Annotated in this window: 19 protein-coding genes; 14 read left to right on the top strand and 5 right to left on the bottom strand. The window is 68.7% G+C overall.

Going from position 1 to position 18,380, the window contains the following annotated elements:
- Nucleotides 1-252: 252 nt before the first annotated feature.
- The 12 genes from FM069_RS15325 to FM069_RS15270 all read left to right on the top strand — a co-directional run bounded on the left by FM069_RS15325 (nucleotide 253) and on the right by FM069_RS15270 (nucleotide 10,372).
- Complete coding sequence (locus FM069_RS15325; protein WP_178106769.1) at nucleotides 253-1,221, top strand: NAD-dependent epimerase/dehydratase family protein; 969 nt, start codon at nucleotides 253-255, stop codon at nucleotides 1,219-1,221.
- Nucleotides 1,218-2,360: a glycosyltransferase gene (locus FM069_RS15320; RefSeq protein ID WP_143489241.1), complete on the top strand. Its 1,143-nt coding sequence runs from the start codon at nucleotides 1,218-1,220 to the stop codon at nucleotides 2,358-2,360. The genes FM069_RS15325 and FM069_RS15320 overlap by 4 nt, the downstream gene beginning before the upstream one ends.
- Nucleotides 2,361-2,386: 26 nt before the next feature.
- On the top strand, nucleotides 2,387-3,421 hold the full coding sequence (locus FM069_RS15315) for a polysaccharide biosynthesis protein (RefSeq protein WP_143489240.1): 1,035 nt from the start codon (nucleotides 2,387-2,389) through the stop codon (nucleotides 3,419-3,421).
- Nucleotides 3,418-4,326, top strand: a complete 909-nt coding sequence (locus FM069_RS15310) for a dTDP-4-dehydrorhamnose reductase family protein (protein WP_233282055.1) — start codon at nucleotides 3,418-3,420, stop codon at nucleotides 4,324-4,326. The genes FM069_RS15315 and FM069_RS15310 overlap by 4 nt, the downstream gene beginning before the upstream one ends.
- Entirely contained in the window at nucleotides 4,323-5,453 is a 1,131-nt protein-coding gene (gene wecB, locus FM069_RS15305) for a non-hydrolyzing UDP-N-acetylglucosamine 2-epimerase (protein ID WP_143489239.1), read from the top strand. The genes FM069_RS15310 and wecB overlap by 4 nt, the downstream gene beginning before the upstream one ends.
- A 6-nt stretch (nucleotides 5,454-5,459) precedes the next feature.
- A complete protein-coding gene (locus FM069_RS15300; protein ID WP_143489238.1) occupies nucleotides 5,460-6,710 on the top strand; it encodes a glycosyltransferase family 4 protein in 1,251 nt (416 codons plus the stop codon).
- Nucleotides 6,711-6,859: 149 nt separating this feature from the next.
- Complete coding sequence (locus tag FM069_RS15295) at nucleotides 6,860-7,255, top strand: hypothetical protein (protein ID WP_143489237.1); 396 nt, start codon at nucleotides 6,860-6,862, stop codon at nucleotides 7,253-7,255.
- Nucleotides 7,256-7,273: 18 nt separating this feature from the next.
- The gene (locus FM069_RS15290) at nucleotides 7,274-7,510 is read left to right on the top strand and encodes a YdcH family protein (protein WP_143489236.1); all 237 of its coding nucleotides are present in this window, start codon (nucleotides 7,274-7,276) and stop codon (nucleotides 7,508-7,510) included.
- Nucleotides 7,511-7,529: 19 nt separating this feature from the next.
- Nucleotides 7,530-8,660, top strand: a complete 1,131-nt coding sequence (locus FM069_RS15285) for a DUF3182 family protein (RefSeq protein WP_143489235.1) — start codon at nucleotides 7,530-7,532, stop codon at nucleotides 8,658-8,660.
- Nucleotides 8,641-9,396, top strand: coding sequence for an alpha/beta hydrolase family protein (locus FM069_RS15280; RefSeq protein WP_143489234.1), 756 nt, complete (start codon nucleotides 8,641-8,643; stop codon nucleotides 9,394-9,396). Before FM069_RS15285 ends, FM069_RS15280 begins: the two co-directional genes overlap by 20 nt.
- A gap of 135 nt (nucleotides 9,397-9,531) precedes the next feature.
- Nucleotides 9,532-9,870: a hypothetical protein gene (locus FM069_RS15275; RefSeq protein ID WP_143489233.1), complete on the top strand. Its 339-nt coding sequence runs from the start codon at nucleotides 9,532-9,534 to the stop codon at nucleotides 9,868-9,870.
- Nucleotides 9,857-10,372, top strand: coding sequence for a hypothetical protein (locus FM069_RS15270; RefSeq protein ID WP_143489232.1), 516 nt, complete (start codon nucleotides 9,857-9,859; stop codon nucleotides 10,370-10,372). Before FM069_RS15275 ends, FM069_RS15270 begins: the two co-directional genes overlap by 14 nt.
- A gap of 133 nt (nucleotides 10,373-10,505) precedes the next feature.
- Here FM069_RS15270 and FM069_RS15265 read toward each other — a convergent pair whose 3' ends face one another.
- On the bottom strand, nucleotides 10,506-10,859 hold the full coding sequence (locus FM069_RS15265; protein WP_143489231.1) for an NADH:ubiquinone oxidoreductase: 354 nt from the start codon (nucleotides 10,857-10,859) through the stop codon (nucleotides 10,506-10,508).
- Nucleotides 10,860-10,924: 65 nt separating this feature from the next.
- Between FM069_RS15265 and FM069_RS15260 the strand changes: the two genes are divergently transcribed.
- On the top strand, nucleotides 10,925-12,040 hold the full coding sequence (locus FM069_RS15260; RefSeq protein ID WP_143489230.1) for a CobW family GTP-binding protein: 1,116 nt from the start codon (nucleotides 10,925-10,927) through the stop codon (nucleotides 12,038-12,040).
- Nucleotides 12,041-12,090: 50 nt separating this feature from the next.
- Here the strand turns inward: FM069_RS15260 and gcvA are convergent, their stop codons facing one another.
- On the bottom strand, nucleotides 12,091-12,978 hold the full coding sequence (gcvA, locus tag FM069_RS15255) for a transcriptional regulator GcvA (RefSeq protein WP_143489229.1): 888 nt from the start codon (nucleotides 12,976-12,978) through the stop codon (nucleotides 12,091-12,093).
- A gap of 140 nt (nucleotides 12,979-13,118) precedes the next feature.
- Here gcvA and FM069_RS15250 point away from each other — a divergent pair, with 140 nt between their 5' ends.
- Complete coding sequence (locus FM069_RS15250; protein ID WP_143489228.1) at nucleotides 13,119-13,733, top strand: glutathione S-transferase; 615 nt, start codon at nucleotides 13,119-13,121, stop codon at nucleotides 13,731-13,733.
- Between the two features lie 21 nt (nucleotides 13,734-13,754).
- Here FM069_RS15250 and FM069_RS15245 read toward each other — a convergent pair whose 3' ends face one another.
- From FM069_RS15245 to FM069_RS15235, 3 genes are all read right to left on the bottom strand, one after another.
- On the bottom strand, nucleotides 13,755-15,077 hold the full coding sequence (locus tag FM069_RS15245) for an MFS transporter (protein ID WP_143489227.1): 1,323 nt from the start codon (nucleotides 15,075-15,077) through the stop codon (nucleotides 13,755-13,757).
- 191 nt (nucleotides 15,078-15,268) lie between these two features.
- The gene (locus FM069_RS15240) at nucleotides 15,269-16,609 is read right to left on the bottom strand and encodes a sigma-54-dependent transcriptional regulator (protein WP_143489226.1); all 1,341 of its coding nucleotides are present in this window, start codon (nucleotides 16,607-16,609) and stop codon (nucleotides 15,269-15,271) included.
- Complete coding sequence (locus tag FM069_RS15235; RefSeq protein ID WP_233282061.1) at nucleotides 16,606-18,366, bottom strand: sensor histidine kinase; 1,761 nt, start codon at nucleotides 18,364-18,366, stop codon at nucleotides 16,606-16,608. Before FM069_RS15235 ends, FM069_RS15240 begins: the two co-directional genes overlap by 4 nt.
- Nucleotides 18,367-18,380 lie beyond the last annotated feature (14 nt).

Genomic DNA, 18,380 nt, shown 5'->3' with positions numbered 1-18,380 from the left:
CGGGGCCGCGGGGGCGGCGAAGCCGGTGCCGGAAAAAAGCCGCAGCAACATACCATGTAGCCTGACGCTTGCCATCATTCCCGATGAACGCCCGCCGCGGCCCGGTGCATGCGAAAGCGGGTGCTCGAAGTGGAAACTTCCTGCATCATTCGCCCCCTGAACCAATCGATTCCGGCCACTCGCCACCGTAGCGAGGAGGCCACCCCAGACGCCCTCTGCCGGTTGATGCCCATGTCTTCATCGATGCAACGGATGCATAACCTGAAGCAGCCGCTTCCGCGGCCCAGCACCTTGAGCATCGCCGGGGCCAGCGGTTTCATCGGCTCCCACCTGCTGGCACGCCTGGCCGGCCGCGACGATTGCCGGGTGCGGGTTCTGACCCGCCAGCCCGGGCACCGCTTTCCCGCCGGTTGCGAAGTGATCCAGGGCGACCTGGCGGACGGGGCGGGCCTGGACGGCTTCCTCGCCGGTTCCGATCTGCTGATCAACCTGGCCTGGCCGGCCGATACCCCCGACCTCGACACCCACCGGCGGCTCGCCACCGGCCTCGCCGAGGCCTGCCTCGCCGCCGGCATCGGCCGGGTGTTGCACGTCAGCACTGCCACCGTGGTGGGCCGGACCACCCAGCGGCGTGTCAACGAGCGCACCCCCTGCGACCCCGCCAACCCCTACGAACGCAGCAAGCTGGCGGTGGAAGAGGCGCTCCGCGCTGCCCTGGATGGCCGCCTGGACTACGCCATGCTGCGGCCCACCGCGGTCTTCGGCCCGGGCTCGCTGAACCTGCGCACGCTGGCCGCGACCCTGACCCAGGCGCCGGCCTGGCGCCGCCAGGCACTGCGCTTCCTGCATGGCCGCCGGCGCATGCACCTGGTGCCGGTGGAGGACGTGGTGGACGCCTTGCTGTTCCTCGCCTTCAGCCCCGAACCCCTGGACGGCGAGACCTACCTCATCAGCGCCGACCGCCACCCGGCCAACCACTACCAGGCGGTGGACGCCCTGCTGGGCGATGCCCTCGGGGTGGGCGATCGCGCCGCCTCGGCGTACCTGCCAGGCGCCCTGCTGAGCCTGGCGCTGCGCCTGCGGGGCCGTTCCCAGAGTGACCCGTACCTGCATTTCGACGCCGCCAAGCTGGCGGCGCGGGGCTTCGTCGGCGAGCGCGACTTCGCCGCCGCCGTGCGCGCCTACGGCGAGTGGTACCGGGACGCGGAGGTGCGGGCATGAACATCCTGTTCGTCTGCGACGCCATCGACCCGTCCCAGGGCGGCGGCACCGCCGAACGCACCTTCCAGATGGCCCGGGCGCTGCACCGGGCCGGCGCCCATTGCATGCTGTTCGCCACCGACGTCGGCCTCGGCGAGCGGCGTCGTACCGAGTTGCAGGGCATCGAGACCCTGCTGGTGCCGAGCCTCAGCCGGCGCTTCTTCCTGCCCCGGGTCGCCCCGTGGCGGGTCGCCGCCCTGGTGCGCCGTGCCGACGTGGTGCAGATTACCGGGCACTGGAGCTGGCTCGGCGCCCTCGCCGGCACCCTGGCGATGCTCCAGGGCAAACCCTACGTCTACTGCCCGGCCGGCTCCCTGCGGATCTTCGGTCGCTCGGCGCGGATCAAGCAGCTCTACAACCGCCTGGTCGGTCGCCGGCTGGTGCGCCGTGCCGCCTGCTGCATCACCACCACCGAGCAGGAGCGGGAGCAATTCCACGTCTACGGCGTGCCCGATGACCGTATCGTGCTGGTGCCCAACGGCGTCGACGATGAACTGGCGGACGCGCCGCAGCCCCGTCGGGCGCGGGAGCGCTACGGGCTGGGCGACGAACCGCTGTTGCTTTTTCTCGGCCGATTGAGCCCTATCAAGGGCCCGGACCTGCTGCTGGACGCCTTCGCCGCCCTGCGCAACCGCCACCCGCGGGCACGCCTGCTGCTGGCGGGCCCGGATTCCGGGCAGGGCGCCGAGCTGCGCCAGCAGGTGGAGCGCCTGGGGCTGGAGGCGAGCGTCGGCTTCACCGGGCACCTGGAGGCACGGGAGAAATTCGATCTGCTGGCGGCCGCCGACCTGCTGGCGATCCCCTCGCGTCATGAGGTGATGTCCCTGGTGGTGCTGGAGGCCGGGCTGGTGGGGACGCCGGCGCTGCTCACCGACCAGTGCGGCTTCGACGACGTGGAACGGGTCGGTGCCGGCCGGGTGGTGGCGGCCAACGCCGACGCCCTGGCGCGGGGCCTGGAGGACCTGCTGGATGCCGCGCCGTCGCTGCCCCAGCGCGGCGAGCGTTTGCGGCAGCTGGTGCTGGAACGCTATACATGGAAAAGCCTGACCCGGCAGTGCCTGGAGCTGTTCGCGCAGTTGACCGGCAAGCCTATACCTTGATGGACCATACGGATAAAGAGAGCCGAATGTTCAACGACAAATGCCTGCTGATCACCGGGGGGACCGGATCCTTCGGTAACGCTGTCCTGGATCGCTTCCTCGACAGCGACCTGAAGGAAATCCGCATCTTCAGCCGCGACGAGAAGAAGCAGAACGACATGCGCCTGCGGTACGCGCATCCGAAGCTGAAGTTCTACCTGGGCGACGTGCGCGACTACCAGAGCCTGCACGGCGCCATGCAGGGCGTCGACTACGTGTTCCACGCCGCGGCGCTCAAGCAGGTGCCGTCCTGCGAGTTCTATCCCATGGAGGCGGTGAAGACTAACGTGCTGGGCACCGAGGCGATGCTCGCCGCGGCCCAGGCCTGCGGGGTCAGCCGGGTGATCTGCCTGAGCACCGACAAGGCGGTGTACCCGGTGAGCGCTATGGGTATCTCCAAGGCGCTGATGGAGAAGGTCGCCATCGCCAAGGCGCGCACCCTGGAGAACAGCGCCACGGTGGTCTGCACCACCCGCTACGGCAACGTCATGGCCTCCCGCGGCTCGGTGATCCCGCTGTTCGTCGAGCAGATCCTCGGCGGCAAGCCGCTGACCCTGACCGACCCGCTGATGACCCGCTTCATGATGACCCTGGAAGAGGCGGTGGAACTGGTGATGTACGCCTTCACCCACGGCCGCAACGGCGACATCTTCGTGCAGAAGGCGCCGGCGGCGTCCCTGGGCACCCTGGCCAAGGCCCTCTGCGAACTGTTCAAGGTGCCCAGCCACCCGCTAAAGATCATCGGCACCCGCCACGGCGAGAAGCGCAGCGAGGCGCTGCTGAGCCGCGAGGAAATGGCCCTGGCCGAAGACCTTGGCGGCTACTACCGGATTCCGCCGGATACCCGCGACCTGAACTACGCCAAGTTCTTCGAGGATGGCGAGACCACCATCACCACCGCCCACGACTACAACTCGGACAACACCGAGCAACTGACCGTGGAGCAGACCAAGGTGCTGCTGCTGCGCCTGCCCTTCGTCCAGGCTGCCCTGAAGGGCCAGCTGCAGGACCCGGAGCAGTGAGCGCCACCCGCCTCCTGATCGTCGGCGCCAGCGGCATGCTGGGCTACACCCTGTTGCGTCGCCTGGGGGAGGATGCCCGCTACGAGGTGCACGGCACCCTGCGCGGCGCGGGCCTGCCGGCCGGCTACGCCTGCCCCGCCGCGGCGACGCTGCACGGCGGGGTGGACGCCACCCGCGTGGACACCCTGAACGTGCTGATGCAGCGCCTGCAGCCCCAGGTGGTGATCAACTGCGTCGGGCTGATCAAGCAGCTCGACCAGGCCAAGCGGCCCAGCGCCGCGGTGGAGATCAACGCGCTGTTCCCCCATCGCCTGGCGGAGTGCTGCAGCGCCCTCGGCGCGCGGCTGATCCACATCTCCACCGACTGCGTGTTCGACGGCGCCCGCGGCGGCTACCGCGAGTCCGACCGGCCCGATGCCGACGACCTCTACGGGCGCTCCAAGCGCCTGGGCGAGGTGGACTACGGCGGTCACCTGACCCTGCGCACCTCCCTGATCGGCCACGAGCTGAGCACCCGGGTGAGCCTGGTGGACTGGTTCCTTTCCACCCGCGATGCGGTCTCCGGTTACGCCGGCGTGGTGTTCTCCGGCCTGCCCACGGTGGAGATCGCCCGGGTCCTGGCCGAGAAGGTGCTCCCCGCGCCGGAGCTGGAAGGGCTGTACCACCTGAGCGTCGAGCCCATCGACAAGTACCGCCTGCTGTCCCTGCTGGCCGATGCCTACGGCCACCGCGTGGCCATCGAGCGGGTCGACGCGCCGCGCCTGGATCGCTCCCTGGATTCCACCCGCCTGCGCCAGGCCCTGGACTACCAGCCCCCCGGCTGGGAACAGCTGGTACAGGCCATGCATGACGATTACCTGAAGGCATATGCGCCCGCGCGCAGCGCCGCCGGCGAGGCTCCATGAAAAAACTCAAGGTCATGACCATTCTCGGCACCCGCCCGGAGATCATCCGCCTGTCGCGGGTGATGGCGCGGTTGGACGAGTACTGCGAGCACTGCATCGTCCACACCGGGCAGAACTACGATTACGAGCTCAACGAGGTGTTCTTCCGCGAGCTGGAGGTGCGCAAGCCCGACCACTTCCTCGACGCCGCCCGGGACACCCCGGCGGCCACCATCGGCCAGGTGATCAGCACGGTGGACACGGTGCTGGAGCGCGAGGCCCCGGAGGCGGTGCTGATCCTCGGCGACACCAACAGCAGCCTGGCGGCCATCGCCGCCAAGCGCCGCAAGATCCCGATCTTCCACATGGAAGCCGGCAACCGCAGCTTCGACCAGCGGGTGCCCGAGGAAATCAACCGCAAGATCGTCGACCACATCGCCGACATCAACCTGACCTACAGCACCATCGCCCGGGAATACCTGCTGCGCGAAGGCCTGCCGCCGGACCGGGTGATCAAGACCGGCAGCCCGTTGGCCGAGGTGCTGGCCCACTACCGGCCGCGGATCGACGCTTCCGACGTGCTGCAGCGCCTCGACCTGCAGCCGCGCGGCTTCTACCTGGTCAGCGCGCACCGCGAGGAGAACGTCGACTCGCCGCGCCAGCTGCGCAACCTGGCCGACCTGCTGAACCAGCTGGCCCAGCGCAACGACCTGCCGGTGATCGTTTCCACCCACCCGCGCACCCGCAAGCGCATCGACGCCCTGGGCCTGACCTTCGACGAGCGGGTGCAGTTGATGAAGCCCCTGGGCTTCCTCGACTACGTGCGCCTGCAATGCGAGGCGCGGGCGGTGCTGTCCGACAGCGGCACCATCACGGAGGAATCCTCCCTGCTGAACTTCCCGGCCCTGAACCTGCGCGAAGCCCACGAGCGGCCCGAAGGGGTCGAGGAGGGTGCGGTGATGATGGTCGGGCTGTCCCTGGAGCGTGTCCTGCAGGGGCTGGCGATCCTCGACGACCAGGGCCGCGGCGACGCCCGGCAGTTGCGGCTGGTGGCGGACTACGACGCCGACAATGTCTCCGACAAGGTCGTGCGCATCCTCCACAGCTACACCGACTACGTGAACCGCACGGTCTGGCACAAGGAATGAGCGAGCATGCGTATTCTGATTCTCAGCCAGTATTTCTGGCCGGAAAATTTCCGGATCAACGAACTGGCGGTGGAGCTCGCCGCCCGGGGACATCAGATATGCGTGCTTACCGGACGACCCAATTACCCTCAGGGTGAGGTCTACGCGGAGTACCGCCACGACCCCGAGGCCTGGTCGAAGCTGGGTGGCATCGAGGTGCTGCGGGTGCCCATGTTGCCCCGTCACCGCGGGGCCGTGCGGCTGATCCTCAACTACGTCAGCTTCGCCTTGGGCGCATCCGTGGCCGGGGCCTGGAAGCTGCGCGGACGGCAGTTCGACCGCATCCTGGTATTCCAGCCGTCGCCGGCTACCATCGGCCTGCCCAGCGTCGTGCTGCGGTCGCTGAAGCGCGCGCCCACGGTGTTCTGGGTGCAGGACCTGTGGCCGGACACCCTGGAAGCCATCGGCGTGGTGCGCTCGCGCCTGGCGCTGAAGCTGGTGGATCGCTTCGTCTCCTGGGTCTATTCCCACAGCGACCACGTGCTGGCCCAGTCCCAGGCCTTTATCCCGCGCCTGCGCCGGCAGTCGCCGCCGGGGTTGCCGATTTCCTACCTGCCCAACTGGGCCGAGGCACCGCGCAAGCCGGCGGAGCTGGCCTGCGAGACGCCGCCCGAGCACGGCCCGCACTTCAAGGTGTTCTACCTGGGCAACTTCGGCGAGGCCCAGGATTTCCCCGCGGTGCTGGACGCCATCGAACTGCTCAAGGCCCGCGAGGACATCCACTGGCACCTGGTGGGCGACGGCCGCATCGCCGGCTGGCTGCGCAGCGAGATCGCCCGCCGCGGGCTGAGCGAGCGGGTGAGCATGCCCGGCGCCTTCCCCCCGGAGGAAATGCCGCGCTTCCACCGCCAGGCCGATGCGCTGCTGGTGTCGCTGAAGTCCGACCCGCTGTTCGCCCTGACCATCCCCAGCAAGGTGCAGTCCTACCTGGCGGCTGGCGTACCCATCGTCGCCATGCTGGACGGTGAGGGCGCGCGGGTGATCCGCGATGCCGAGGCCGGTCTCACCTGCGGCTCCGGCGACAGCCGTGGCCTGGCTGAAGCGGTGGAGCAACTGGCGCGCATGGACCCCCAGGCCCGCGCCCGCCTGGGCGAATCGGCACGCCAGTACAGCCGCCGCGAGTTCGATTTCCAGCGCCTGGTGGACCGCCTGGAGGACCTGCTGGCCAACACCGGCCCGGGCAAGCTGCCCGAGGAACTGTCCCGCCCGGTTCGTTGATCGCCCGGCGATCCGACGACAGACGGCAGGACCGTTCGCGAGCCGCCAGGGAACTGCGCCGCCCCGTTGGGGACAGAACCTGAGAGCGTCATCGCGCCGCATGCGGCAGGGCGTTCCTCTCGTCCAACCTCCAAGGGGTAAACGCTGGCATGAATTCCGCCGAACAGTTTCTTCCGGACTTTCTCCGTGCCCTCGACGACGTGGCCAAGCCGCTGTTCGAAGGCGTTGCCGCGGAAGCCAGGGAAAAGGGCCTGTCTGCCTCCGTGAAGGCCGATGACGATGAATTCGGCAATCCCTACCTGCAATTGAGGATTCTCGGCGAGGATGACCGGGAGATCAGCGCCTACAGCCTGAAATCCAACGTGGTCAGCCACATGGTGGTGCACATCGAATCGTTCGGGCCGAACGAAGAGAACAAGGAAATCCGCACCAATGCGGCCTCCATCAACCGCGCCGTGCTGGAAACCGAGTTGGCGGCGTTCTTCGTCAAGTCCGTGGGCAGCCGCCTGGATTTCGTCCAGGACGCCCACCCCGTCGGCTTCTGAACCCAGGGGAGGCCGCCCATGCCCGTCGAGCACGACCTCAGCCAGGACTTTCCGGAATTCCATTCCCAGGCCCAGGAACGCATCAAGTCCGACCCGGCGTTCGATCGGCTGGTGACTGACTACTGCCAGCTGGACGGCCGCATCCTCGAACTGGAAGCCCTCGACAGCCCGACGGCGGACGACGAGCTGTCCCATCTGCGTCGCGAGCGCGTCCTGCTCAAGGACCGCATCGCACAACTGCTGCAAGGCACCTGAGGGCAAGGCCGTGGCCGACATGCCCAGGCAGCCGGACACCGACCTCCCCGTGGGAACGGTGGTGCTGTACCCGAACCGGGTGCACGAACCGGAACACGAAGTAGCCGTGCACCACGAGCTCGGTCGACGTCTGGCGGCGCTGCTGGGCTATGGCTTCGGCGGTGTCTACCGGCCCGAGGATGACTACCCCGGACCCCTCTATTTCCTGCCGTCGGACAGCCTGATCGGTACGGACCAGGCCCGGCACCTAGGCATCCGCAGCGAGGCCGACCTGTTCGGTGGCGTGGTGCCCCAGGCCTTCGTCGCCACCAAGGCCATCACCCATCCCCTGCTGGAACCCCATGGCGATGCGCCGGACGGCTGGTCCCGCGCGTTCGGCGAGCAGGTCCGCGACGCGGTGTTGGCCGGCTACAGCGCGTTCACCCGAGACGATGCGCTGCGGGCCGCGGAGCGCCTGCTGGAGGCGGGGCCGGTGCGGGTGAAGACCGTACGCGCCACCGCTGGCCGTGGCCAGATGCGAGTCACCGATGCCCGGCAGCTGCGCCAGGTCCTGGATGCCTGCGACCCGGTGGAGTTGGCCGCCTACGGCGTGGTGCTGGAGGAAAACCTCGACGACGTGGTGACCTACAGCGTCGGCCAGGTGCGCGTAGGCCGGCAGGTCGCCAGTTACTACGGCACCCAGTCCCTGACCCTCGATAACCAGGGCGAGACGGTCTATGGCGGCTCCGACCTGGTGGTGGCACGGGGCGACTTCGACGCGCTGCTGACACTGACCCTGCCCGAGCCCGCGCGCCGGGCAGTGGAGCAGGCGCGCCGCTACGACCGGGCGGCCGATGCCTGCTTCCCGGGCTTTTTCGCCTCGCGCCGCAACTACGACATCGCCCAGGGTCTGGACGGCGCCGGGCGCAGCCGCTCCGGGGTGCTGGAGCAGTCCTGGCGGGTGGGAGGCGCCAGCGCGGCGGAGATCGTCGCGCTGGAAGGCTTCGCCGCGGACCCGCGCGCCCGGGCCTTCCGCGCCTCGACCCACGAGTGCTTCGGCGTGGGCCAGGTGCCCGCCGATGCCGCTGTGCTGTTCCACGGTCTGGACGCCGACCTCGGGTTCATGAGCAAGTACGTGAAGGTGGAGGTTTATGAAGACGACCCGCAGTGAAACCTACGAAGTGCACATCGATATTGACGGCGAGAGCATCGCCGGTACCTTTCTCACCCCCGAATCCAAAGTCCCCGGCGTACTCTTCGTCCACGGCTGGGGCGGCAGCCAGCAGCGCGACCTGGTCCGTGCCAAGGGCATTGCCGGCCTCGGCTGCGTCTGCCTCACCTTCGACCTGCGCGGCCATGGCGGTACCCAGGCGGAACAGGCCCAGGTGACCCGCGAGGACAGCCTGCGGGACATCCTCGCCGCCTACGACAAGCTGGTTTCCCACCCCTTCATCGATCCCTCTGCCATCGCCGTGGTGGGCACCAGCTACGGGGGTTACCTGGCCACCATTCTCACCACCCTGCGCCCGGTGAAGTGGCTGGCGCTGCGGGTGCCGGCGCTGTACCTGGACGCCAACTGGTCCATGCCCAAGCTGGAGCTGAACCGCGCCGACCTGGACGCCTACCGCCGCACCCATGTCCTGGCCCGCGACAACCGGGCCCTGGCTGCCTGCGCCGGCTTCACCGGCGACGTGCTGATCGTCGAATCGGAACACGACGACTTCGTCCCGCACCCCACCATCATGAGCTACCGCGCCGCCTTCCAGAGCGTGCACTCCCTCACCCACCGCATCGTCGACGGCGCCGACCACGGCCTGAGCGACGAAGGCTCGCAGCAGGCCTACACCTCGATCTTGGTGCGCTGGATCACCGAGATGGTTATCGGCTCGCGGGTCGGGGTGCATTAATTGTTTATTGTCTGATAGTTAATAAAATACTTATGTATTGATTAACTTTTGAATCAATTCGAGGTGTTGGTCACAGCAGGCGATGGCCGAACTAATTACTTTCTTTGCTGGTTTGTTTAAATCGGGAAGGAAGACATGGCTGTCTGTGAAACGCTTATCGGCCTACGGCTCGATGCTCAAAGTAAAGCGGCCCTGGAGAAGATAGGGCGGATGCAACACATGGGCGATGCACTTGCTGTTATGACATCGGCCGGGGTCTTTTCCAGCATTTTCTCCAAGAGCAATGCCGCTACTGCCGCTTATAACGTCACGCAAACTGACTGGGTTCTCTATATCCAAGCTATGCGGGCAGTGCCTAATGTGACCAGACGCGCCATCGAAAAAGAAGTCGAACTGATGATTTTCACCTATCAGCTTTCGAACGAAGAAATGCTTCGTCGGTTTTGGGAAGGAATGTTGAATGGCTGCCGTTAAGTGGCTCTTTGTTACGGTCTGGCTGGGCCTGTTGCCCGTGGCTCACGCCAGCGAGGCGGCACTGGAGGGGTTGAGCCGGGAGGTCGCGGAACGCGTCGTGGCCTTGGATCGTGCGATCGAGGCGTGCGACGCGCAGAAGCGTAGCGCATCACCTGCCGCGCTCCAGCGGGACCGGCTGGTAACGCTGGGGATCGAGCGCGAGGCCGTGATGGGGGCCGTCATGTACCTGGGGCAGCGCAACGACTACCGCTGCGCCCGGCGACCCCTCGCCGACCTGCTGCTGGCATCGACCCTGCTGGACAACGCCCGCAAGGCCTATGGCCAGCCGCCCCTGGGCTATCCCGACACCCTGGCGGCGTTGACCCAGCCCGATGTCCGCTACTTTGAGCTGGAGGCGGCCTATGGACGCCTTTCGCCGGACGCCCGCGCCTACCTGGCCGCCCAGTACGGCGAAACGCCATTCGACGCACTCACAGTCATCAAGGGTCTGCCCGAGTACTGACCCGATTCAACGACCCGACTTGTCTTGAGAAAGACGTGGTGGTGTGGTGAGTCAATCGCGTCCCCTTCACCGCCCCGGGACATATCCTGATCGAAGCGGGCGTTCCACGTGAAACGCCCATGGCGCCTGCGCTTCAGCGAACCATCCACTTGCCCTTGCTCTGCTGTTCGCAGAAGGGCTTGAGGTAATGGGCATCGGTGGCGACGCCGTAGTAGTGGATGTCCTGCTGGTAGAGGGTGCCGCCCACCCGGGCGTTGCGGCACACCCCGAAGGAGCCGGCGGGGCATTGCTCGGCGTAGCTGACCTCCACCTTCTGCCCTTGCAACTGCGGCTGGCAGAAACCGTCGTGGAACAGGTTGGGCGGGATGTTCACGTTCTGCTGGCAGACCTTCACGTCCACCTGATTGCCCTGGCTATGCACCAGGCAGGCCTCGGCCAGGGCCTGGGACGACAGGACGAGCAGCAACGGCATCAACCACACACGCATGTTCGGGTTCCTCGAATGGAGGCGGCGACTCTACCATGTCGCCTTTTACTCGTCCCGGACCCGCTATGGCCGTCCCACTCGCCGCCGTACCTACCCACCTGATCGCCGGCCCGCTGGGGGCCGGCAAGACCAGCCTGATCCAGAACCTGCTGGACCAGCGACCGGCCGGGGAGCGCTGGGCGGTGCTGGTGAACGAGTTCGGCCAGATCGGCCTGGATGCCGCGCTGCTGGCCCGGGACGAGGCCGGCGTGACCCTGGCGGAAATCGCCGGAGGCTGCCTGTGCTGCGTGAACGGCGTGCCGTTCCAGGTGTGCTTGGCGCGGCTGTTGCGCCAGGCGCGGCCCCAGCGCCTGCTGATCGAGCCATCCGGCCTCGGTCACCCCGCCGACCTGTTGCGCCAGTTGACCCAGGCGCCCTGGGACGGGGTGCTGAGCGTGCAGCCCGCGGTCATGGTGCTGGATGCTGCCGCCCTGGCCCGGGGCGAGGCGCTACCCGATGTCCAGCGCGCGGCGCTGGCGACCGCCGGCCTGCTGGTGCTGAACAAGGCCGAGGGGCTGGATGCCGAGGCCTGCGCCCGGGCCACCCGTGCCCTGCCTGCGCGTCCGCTGCGCTGGACCGAGCACGGCCGCCTGGCCCTGGCGGACCTGCCGAGCCACGAGAGACCGAGCCACGAAAGGTCGGGCGGCGTACGGCCGAGCAGCGACCTGCCGGACAGCGACTTGTCAGGCCCTGAACGTTCGGGCCCCGAATGGTCGAGCGTTGATCCGTTGCGTGGCGAGCGATCGGGGCTTCCGTTTTCCACACCAGGCAGCGCGCCGCTGCCCACCCTGTGGCAAGACCCCTCCCGGCCCCTGTGCCAGGTCCAGGATGCCCCCGAGGGCTGGAGCATCGGCTGGCGCTGGCACCCCCAGGTGCGATTCGACCGGGGGCGGCTGGCGGCCTGGTTGGGTACGTTGTCCTGGCGCCGCGCCAAGCTGGTGGTCCGCGAGGCCGATGGCTGGTGGTCGGCGAATGCCCTGGACGGCGCTGCGCTGGCCTGGCGGCCCAGCGAATGGCGGCGGGACTCGCGGCTGGAGCTGATCTTCACCCGCCCGCAGGACGCCTCGGCGCTGACTGCCGGCCTGGAGGCAGCGCGCGACGCGGCCGTAGAACCCATGACCACCCCGGCCGACGGGGCGTGAGTCGCGCGTCGCGAGGGACAGGGCTTGCCCGCACCGAAAACCTTGCTGGCTCACGGGTGCTGGTAACGCGCCACTTCGTCCAGCAGCCAATCGGTGAAGGCCTGTTGCTTGGCCCGGGCTGCCTCCCGTTGCGGCCAGACAAGCCAATACGGATAGGGGTAGGGCACCCGGATATCGGTCAGCGCCACCAGTTCGCCCCGTTGCAGCGCTGCATCCACCAGGCTGCGACGCTCCAGGGCGACGCCTTGGCCCAGGCGCACTGCTTCTAGGCTGAGATTGGAATCATTGACCCACAGGCTGCCCGAGACATCGTCAGGTATGTCCAGCCCGGCGGCGTCGCACCAGGCCTGCCAGGCTTCGTTACTGCGGATCGTCGGGCAGGCCCTTATCTCGGCGGGCGTGCGGGGAAGCTGGCCGCCGGCGAAGTGAGGGGCGGCTACCATCAGCAGCTCGTCGTCGAACAGCCGGTGCTGGGCCAGTCCGTCCCAGTTACCCTGCCCCATGCGAATCGCCACATCTGCCAGGCCCTGACGCAGGTCCTGAATCGCCAGGCTGGCCTGCAGGCGGATGCGGTAGTGCGGGTGGCGATCGCGAAAGCGCGGTAGCCGAGGGATCAGCCAGTGCTGGGCGAACGAAGGCAGAACGGCGATCACCAGTTCATCCTGACGCGGGCGTGCGCGGACCAGACGTGTGGCGTCCGCGAGGCCAGCCAGCCCCTGGCGGACCTGCAGGGCATACAGGCGACCGTCTTCGCTCAAGTGCAGGCCGCGGCCGACGCGCAGGAAAAGGGCGACGCCCAGGGCATCCTCCAACTGCGTGATCTGCTGGCTGACGGCGGAATGGGTGACGTGCAGTTCGGCGGCGGCCCGGGTGACGCTGCCGAGCCGGGCTACGGCTTCAAAGCTGCGCAAGGCCGCCAGGGGAGGCAGGGCATTCATGTCAGGAAAACTAACATCGAGCGCCAATACAAGTCGATTTTCCCAGAGTGCTTCGGACGCTAGAGTCGCTTTGCCTAACGCTCTGTGCGAATAGGGTCGCGAGGTGGAATGTTTCATTCGATACACAGGAGAGCCCCCTGATGCACCTGATCGGCATGCTGGATTCCCCCTACGTACGGCGCGTCGCCATTTCCCTGCGGCTGCTGGGGCTACCGTTCGAACATCGACCGTTGTCGGTATTCGGCGATTTTGAAGCATTCGCCCGGATCAACCCGCTGGTGAAGGCTCCGACCCTGGTGTGCGCCGATGGCGGCCTCCTCATGGATTCCACCCTGATCCTCGACCACGCCGAAGGGCTGGCCGCCCCGTCCCGGCGCCTGATGCCCGTAGAGCCCGCCGCGCGCCAGGCGGCCCTGCACACGTTGGGGCTGGTGCTGGCCAGTTGCGAGAAGGCGGTGCAACTGGTCTACGAGCAGCGACTGCGGCCCACCGACCGCCAGCATCAGCCCTGGATCGAGCGTGTGGGCGGGCAATTGCGCGCCGGTTGCGCAGCGCTGGAGGCGGAGGAGGCGCGGCGGCCCAGGCCGCGGTCGGAGTCGCCGCTGGGCCAGGCGGGCCTGAGCCTGGCGGTGGTCTGGCAGTTCATCCAGGCGATGCTGCCGGAACAGGTGCCAGCGGAGCGGCACCCGGCTCTGGAGGCGTGGTCACGGCATGCCGAGGGCCTGCCGGCGTTCATCGCCACGCCGCCCCGTTGAGGCGGCGGGCGCCCGGGTCACTCAGTCGTCGTTCATCTTCGAATGGGTGCGGGTGTCCGGCATGAACACGTAGACCAGCAGCGAGCAGGCGATGCAGGCGGTCACGTACCAGTAGAAGCCGCTTTCCATGCCGATGCTCTTGAACCACAGGGCGATGTACTCGGCGGTGCCGCCGAACACCGAGACCGTCAGGGCATAGGGCAGGCCGACGCCCAGGGCGCGGATCTCGGTGGGGAACAGCTCGGCCTTCACCACGGCGTTGATGGAGGTGTAGCCGCTGACGATGATCAGCGCCGCCATGATCAGGAAGAACGCACCCCACAGGGTGTCGATGGTGTGCAGGGTGCTGAGGATCGGCACCGTGAACAGGGTGCCCAGGACGCCGAAGGCGATCAGGATCGGCCGGCGGCCGATCTTGTCCGACAGTGCCCCCACCAGGGGCTGCAGCAGCATGAACAGGAACAGCGTGGCGGCCGAGATCAACGTCGAGTCGTTCTTGGTCATCCCCACCGTGTTCACCAGGTATTTCTGCATGTAGGTGGTGTAGGTGTAGAAGGCCAGGGTGCCGCCCATGGTCAGGCCGACCACGGTGAGCACCGCCTTGGGATGCCGGGCCAGGGTGCGCAGCAGGCTTTCCTCGCGAGGCGTCGCCTGGTGCCGGGTGAAGGAATCGGTCTCCTCCATGCCGCGCCGCAGGAACAGGGCGATCACTGCGCACAGCGCGCCGATCAGGAACGGAATGCGCCAGCCCCACTGTTCCAGCTGCTCGTTGTCCAGCACTTGCTGCAGCACGATCAGCACCGCCAGGGCGATGAGCTGCCCGGAGATCAGGGTCACGTACTGGAAGCTGGAGTAGAAGCCGCGGCGCTCGCGCCCGGCCATCTCCGACAGGTAGGTGGCGGAGGTGCCGTACTCGCCGCCCACCGACAGGCCCTGGAGCAACCGGGCCAGCACCAGCAGCACCGGGGCGCCCAGTCCGATGGTGTCGTAGCCGGGGGTGAGGGCGATGATCAGCGAGCCGAAGCACATCAGCAGCACCGAGGCCAGCAGCGCGGCCTTGCGGCCCTTGCGATCGGCGTAGATGCCCATCAGCCAGCCGCCGATGGGGCGCATCAGGAAGCCCACGGCGAAGATCGCGGCGGTGTTGAGCAACTGGGCGGTGAGGTCACCCTGGGGGAAGAAGACCTTGGCGAAGTACAGGGAGAAGGCGGCGTAGACGTACCAGTCGTACCACTCCACCAGGTTGCCCACCGAGCCGCTGAAGATCGACTTGATCCGTTGCGAAGTGGTGCGGGAGGCGGCGGGGGACGCGGCAGGCGCAGCGTACGGGCTTGTGTGTTCCATCCGAATTCCTCGGTCGTTGTTGTTGTGGCCGGGCGAGCCCGGTGAGGAGGGATAGCAGGGGCCGTGCCAGCCTCGGAAATGCCCGTTCTAGAGGGGGTGGCGTACGGAAAAGTCGAACGGCTGAGCGGGTTTTCGCCGACGCTACGCGGGGAATGAGCGGATTCTTGCCGACCCGCCGTCAGGGCTCGCCGTCAGGCCTCGTCGAGGAAATCGCCCCGGGCCAGGCCGTGGCGCTGCATCTTCTCGTTGAGGGTGCGTCGCGGCAGGCGCAGCAGGGTCATCGCCGCCTTGATGTCGCCGCGGCACTGGGCCAGGGCCTGGCGCAGGCATTGAGCCTCGAACGCCTCCAGGCGCTCGGCGAGGCCCGGTTCGTCGTCGCCGGGAAGCGCCTCCAGGTCCGGCGCGGCCAGGCCCAGGGCATGGCGCTCGGCGGCGTTGGCCAGTTCGCGGACGTTGCCCGGCCAGTCGTGGGCCAGCAGCCGCGCCAGCGCCGCCGGGGTCGGCGGCGGGGCCTCGCGGCCGAGGCGTTCGGCGGCGGCGCGGGCGAACTGCTCGAACAGCAGCGGGATGTCCTCGCGGCGCTCGCGCAACGGCGGCAGCTGCAGCTCGGCGACGTTCAGCCGGTACAGCAGGTCTTCGCGAAAGCGCCCGGCGCGCACTTCCTGGCGCAGGTCCGGCTTGGTGGCGGCGATCACCCGCAGGTCCACGGCGATGCTGCGGTTCGAGCCCAGGCGCTCCACCCGCTGTTCCTGCAGCACCCGCAGCAGCTTTACCTGCTGGGCCAGGGGCATGCTCTCGATCTCGTCGAGGAACAGCGTGCCGCCGTCGGCGTGCTCGATGCGCCCGACGCGGCGGCCCTGGGCGCCGGTGAAGGCGCCGGTCTCGTGGCCGAACAGTTCGCTCTCGAACAGGTGCTCGGGAATCGCCGCGCAATTCAGGGCGACGAAGGGCTTGTCGGCCCGCGGACCGAAGTCGTGCAGGCAGCGGGCGACCAGTTCCTTGCCGGTGCCGGTCTCGCCCCGCAGCAGCACGTTGACCGGCGCCCGGGCCAGGTCCAGCACCTGCCGGCGCAGCTGCTCCAGGGCCCGGGAGAAGCCCAGCAGGCGCGCGTCCAGGCGCTCGCGCTGCTCCACGTGCTGGCGCAGGCGCCGGTTTTCCTGGACCAGGCGGCGCTTCTCCAGGGCGCGCCGCAGGCTGTCCAGCAGCCGCTCGGGGGTGAAGGGCTTCTCGATGAAGTCGTAGGCGCCCAGGCGCATGGCCTCCACCGCCTGGGGCACGTCGCCGTGGCCGGTGATCAGCAGCAGCGGCAGCTCCCGGTCGAGGGCCTGCAGGCGCTCCAGCAGTTGCAGGCCGTCCAGGCCAGGCATGCGCAGGTCGCTGACCACCACCCCGGGGAAGTCCGGATCGAGGCCGGCCAGGCACACCTCGGCGCTGGCGCAGAGGCGGACCTCGAAGCCGGACAGGCTCAGCCATTCCTGAAGCGCCTCGCGGATCGGCGCCTCGTCGTCCACCACGATCACGGACGGGTTCATCGGGGGTCCTCGCTGGCGGGCAGGCGCAGGGTGAACAGCGCGCCGTCGTCCCGGTTGGCGGCGCTCAGGCGGCCGCCGAGTTCATGCACGATGGCATAGGATACCGCCAGCCCCAGGCCGAGGCCGTCGCCCACCGGCTTGGTGGTGAAGAACGGGTCGAACACGTGGGGCAGGTCCGCCTCGGCGATGCCGCCGCCGTTGTCCGCCACCGTCAGCAGCCAGTCGCCGCCGTCCCGGACCAGCGCCAGCTGGATGCGCGGCGCGGGGTGCCCGGCGCAGGCGTCCAGGGCATTGCGCAGCAGGTTGACCAGCACCTGCTCCAGACGGATCGCATCGCCGGCCACCCAGGCCGGCGTCGCCCGGGGCGGCTCGCGGACGATTTCCACCTGCCCGCCGCGCAGGCGCGGCGCCAGCAGTTGCAGCGCCTGCTCCACCACCCGTTCCAGGTCCAGCCGCTCCCGCAGCCCGCCGGGGCTCTTGCGGGCGTAGGTCTTGAGGTGGCCGGTGAGGGCGCTCATGCGGTGCAACAGGCCGTCCAGGCGCGGCAGGGCCTGGCGCGCCTGCTCGGTCTGGCCCGCCTCCAGCAGCAGGCGCAGGCTGCCCAGGTGCATCTGCAGGGCGGTCAGCGGCTGGTTGATCTCGTGGGCCAGGGCCGCGGACATCTGCCCCAGGGCGGCCAGCTTGGCGGCCTGGATCAGCCCTTCCTGGGCGGTGCGCAGCGCCTCGGTGCGCTGTTCCACCAGGCGCTCCAGCTCTTCCCGGCTGCGCCGCCGCAGCCGCGCCAGGCGCCAGCGCTGGTGCAGCAGCAGGCCGAGGAAGGCCAGGGCCAGCCAGGCGCCGCCGGCGGCCAGGCTGGCGATGCGCGCGCCGTTGGCGGTGGCGGGCTGGCGCAGCAGGTGCAGGGTCCAGCCGTCGCCGGGCAGCGCCAGGCGCTGCCAGAGGTAGTCGGCCTGGCCCTCGGGGCCGTCGACCCGGGCCAGGCGGTCGCCGTCGTCGAAGCGGTCCAGGGTCCGCTGCCGCAGCGGCGCCAGGGGCTGGCGGTCGTACTGGCGGGTGGCGGCCAGCTCGGCGCGGTCCTCGGCGTCCAAGGGCTCCAGTTCCCGGTAGCGCCAGCCGGGCCGGTTGGCGATGAACACGATGCCGCGGGCGTCGCTGACCAGCAGCAAGTCCGGGCTGCGGCTCCATTCCCGCTCCAGTTCGGGGAATTCCAGCTTGACCACGATGGCGCCGAGGAAGGCGCCCGCCTCGTCGTGGATGGCATTGGAGAGGAAATAGCCGGGAATGCCGCTGGTCACGCCCACTGCGTAGAAACGCCCGGTGCCCTGCTGGCGGGTCTGCTGGAAGTAGGGCCGGAACGCGTAGTTGTGGCCGACGTAGCTGGTGGGCAGGCGCCAGTTGCTGGCGGCGATGGCCAGGCCATCGCGGTCCAGCAGTTCCAGGGTGGAGGAGCGGGCGGCGCCGTTGATCCGCTCCAGCTTCAGGTTCAGCCGCTGGCGCGCCGCGGCGTCCGGTTCCTCGCCGCGGGCCAGGGCCTGGCGCAGCTCCGGGTCCAGCGCCAGGACCGCCGGCAGGGCGCCGTAGCGGTCGATCAGGGTCTTCAGGGCGCCGGCGTACAGGGCCAGTTGCTCTCGCGCCTGGCTGCGTTCCTCGCCCAGGGCGAGGCGCTCGGCGTGGCGGCCGGCCAGGTGCATCGCCAGCAGCAGGCCGGCCAGCAGGCAGAGAATCGGCAGGACGAGGCGCAGGCTTCGCGGGGGCACGGGGGCGTCCGGAC

The organism is Pseudomonas mangiferae, assembly GCF_007109405.1.
GTDB lineage: Bacteria > Pseudomonadota > Gammaproteobacteria > Pseudomonadales > Pseudomonadaceae > Pseudomonas_T > Pseudomonas_T mangiferae.
This window is presented reverse-complemented; position numbering and strand designations above follow the sequence as displayed.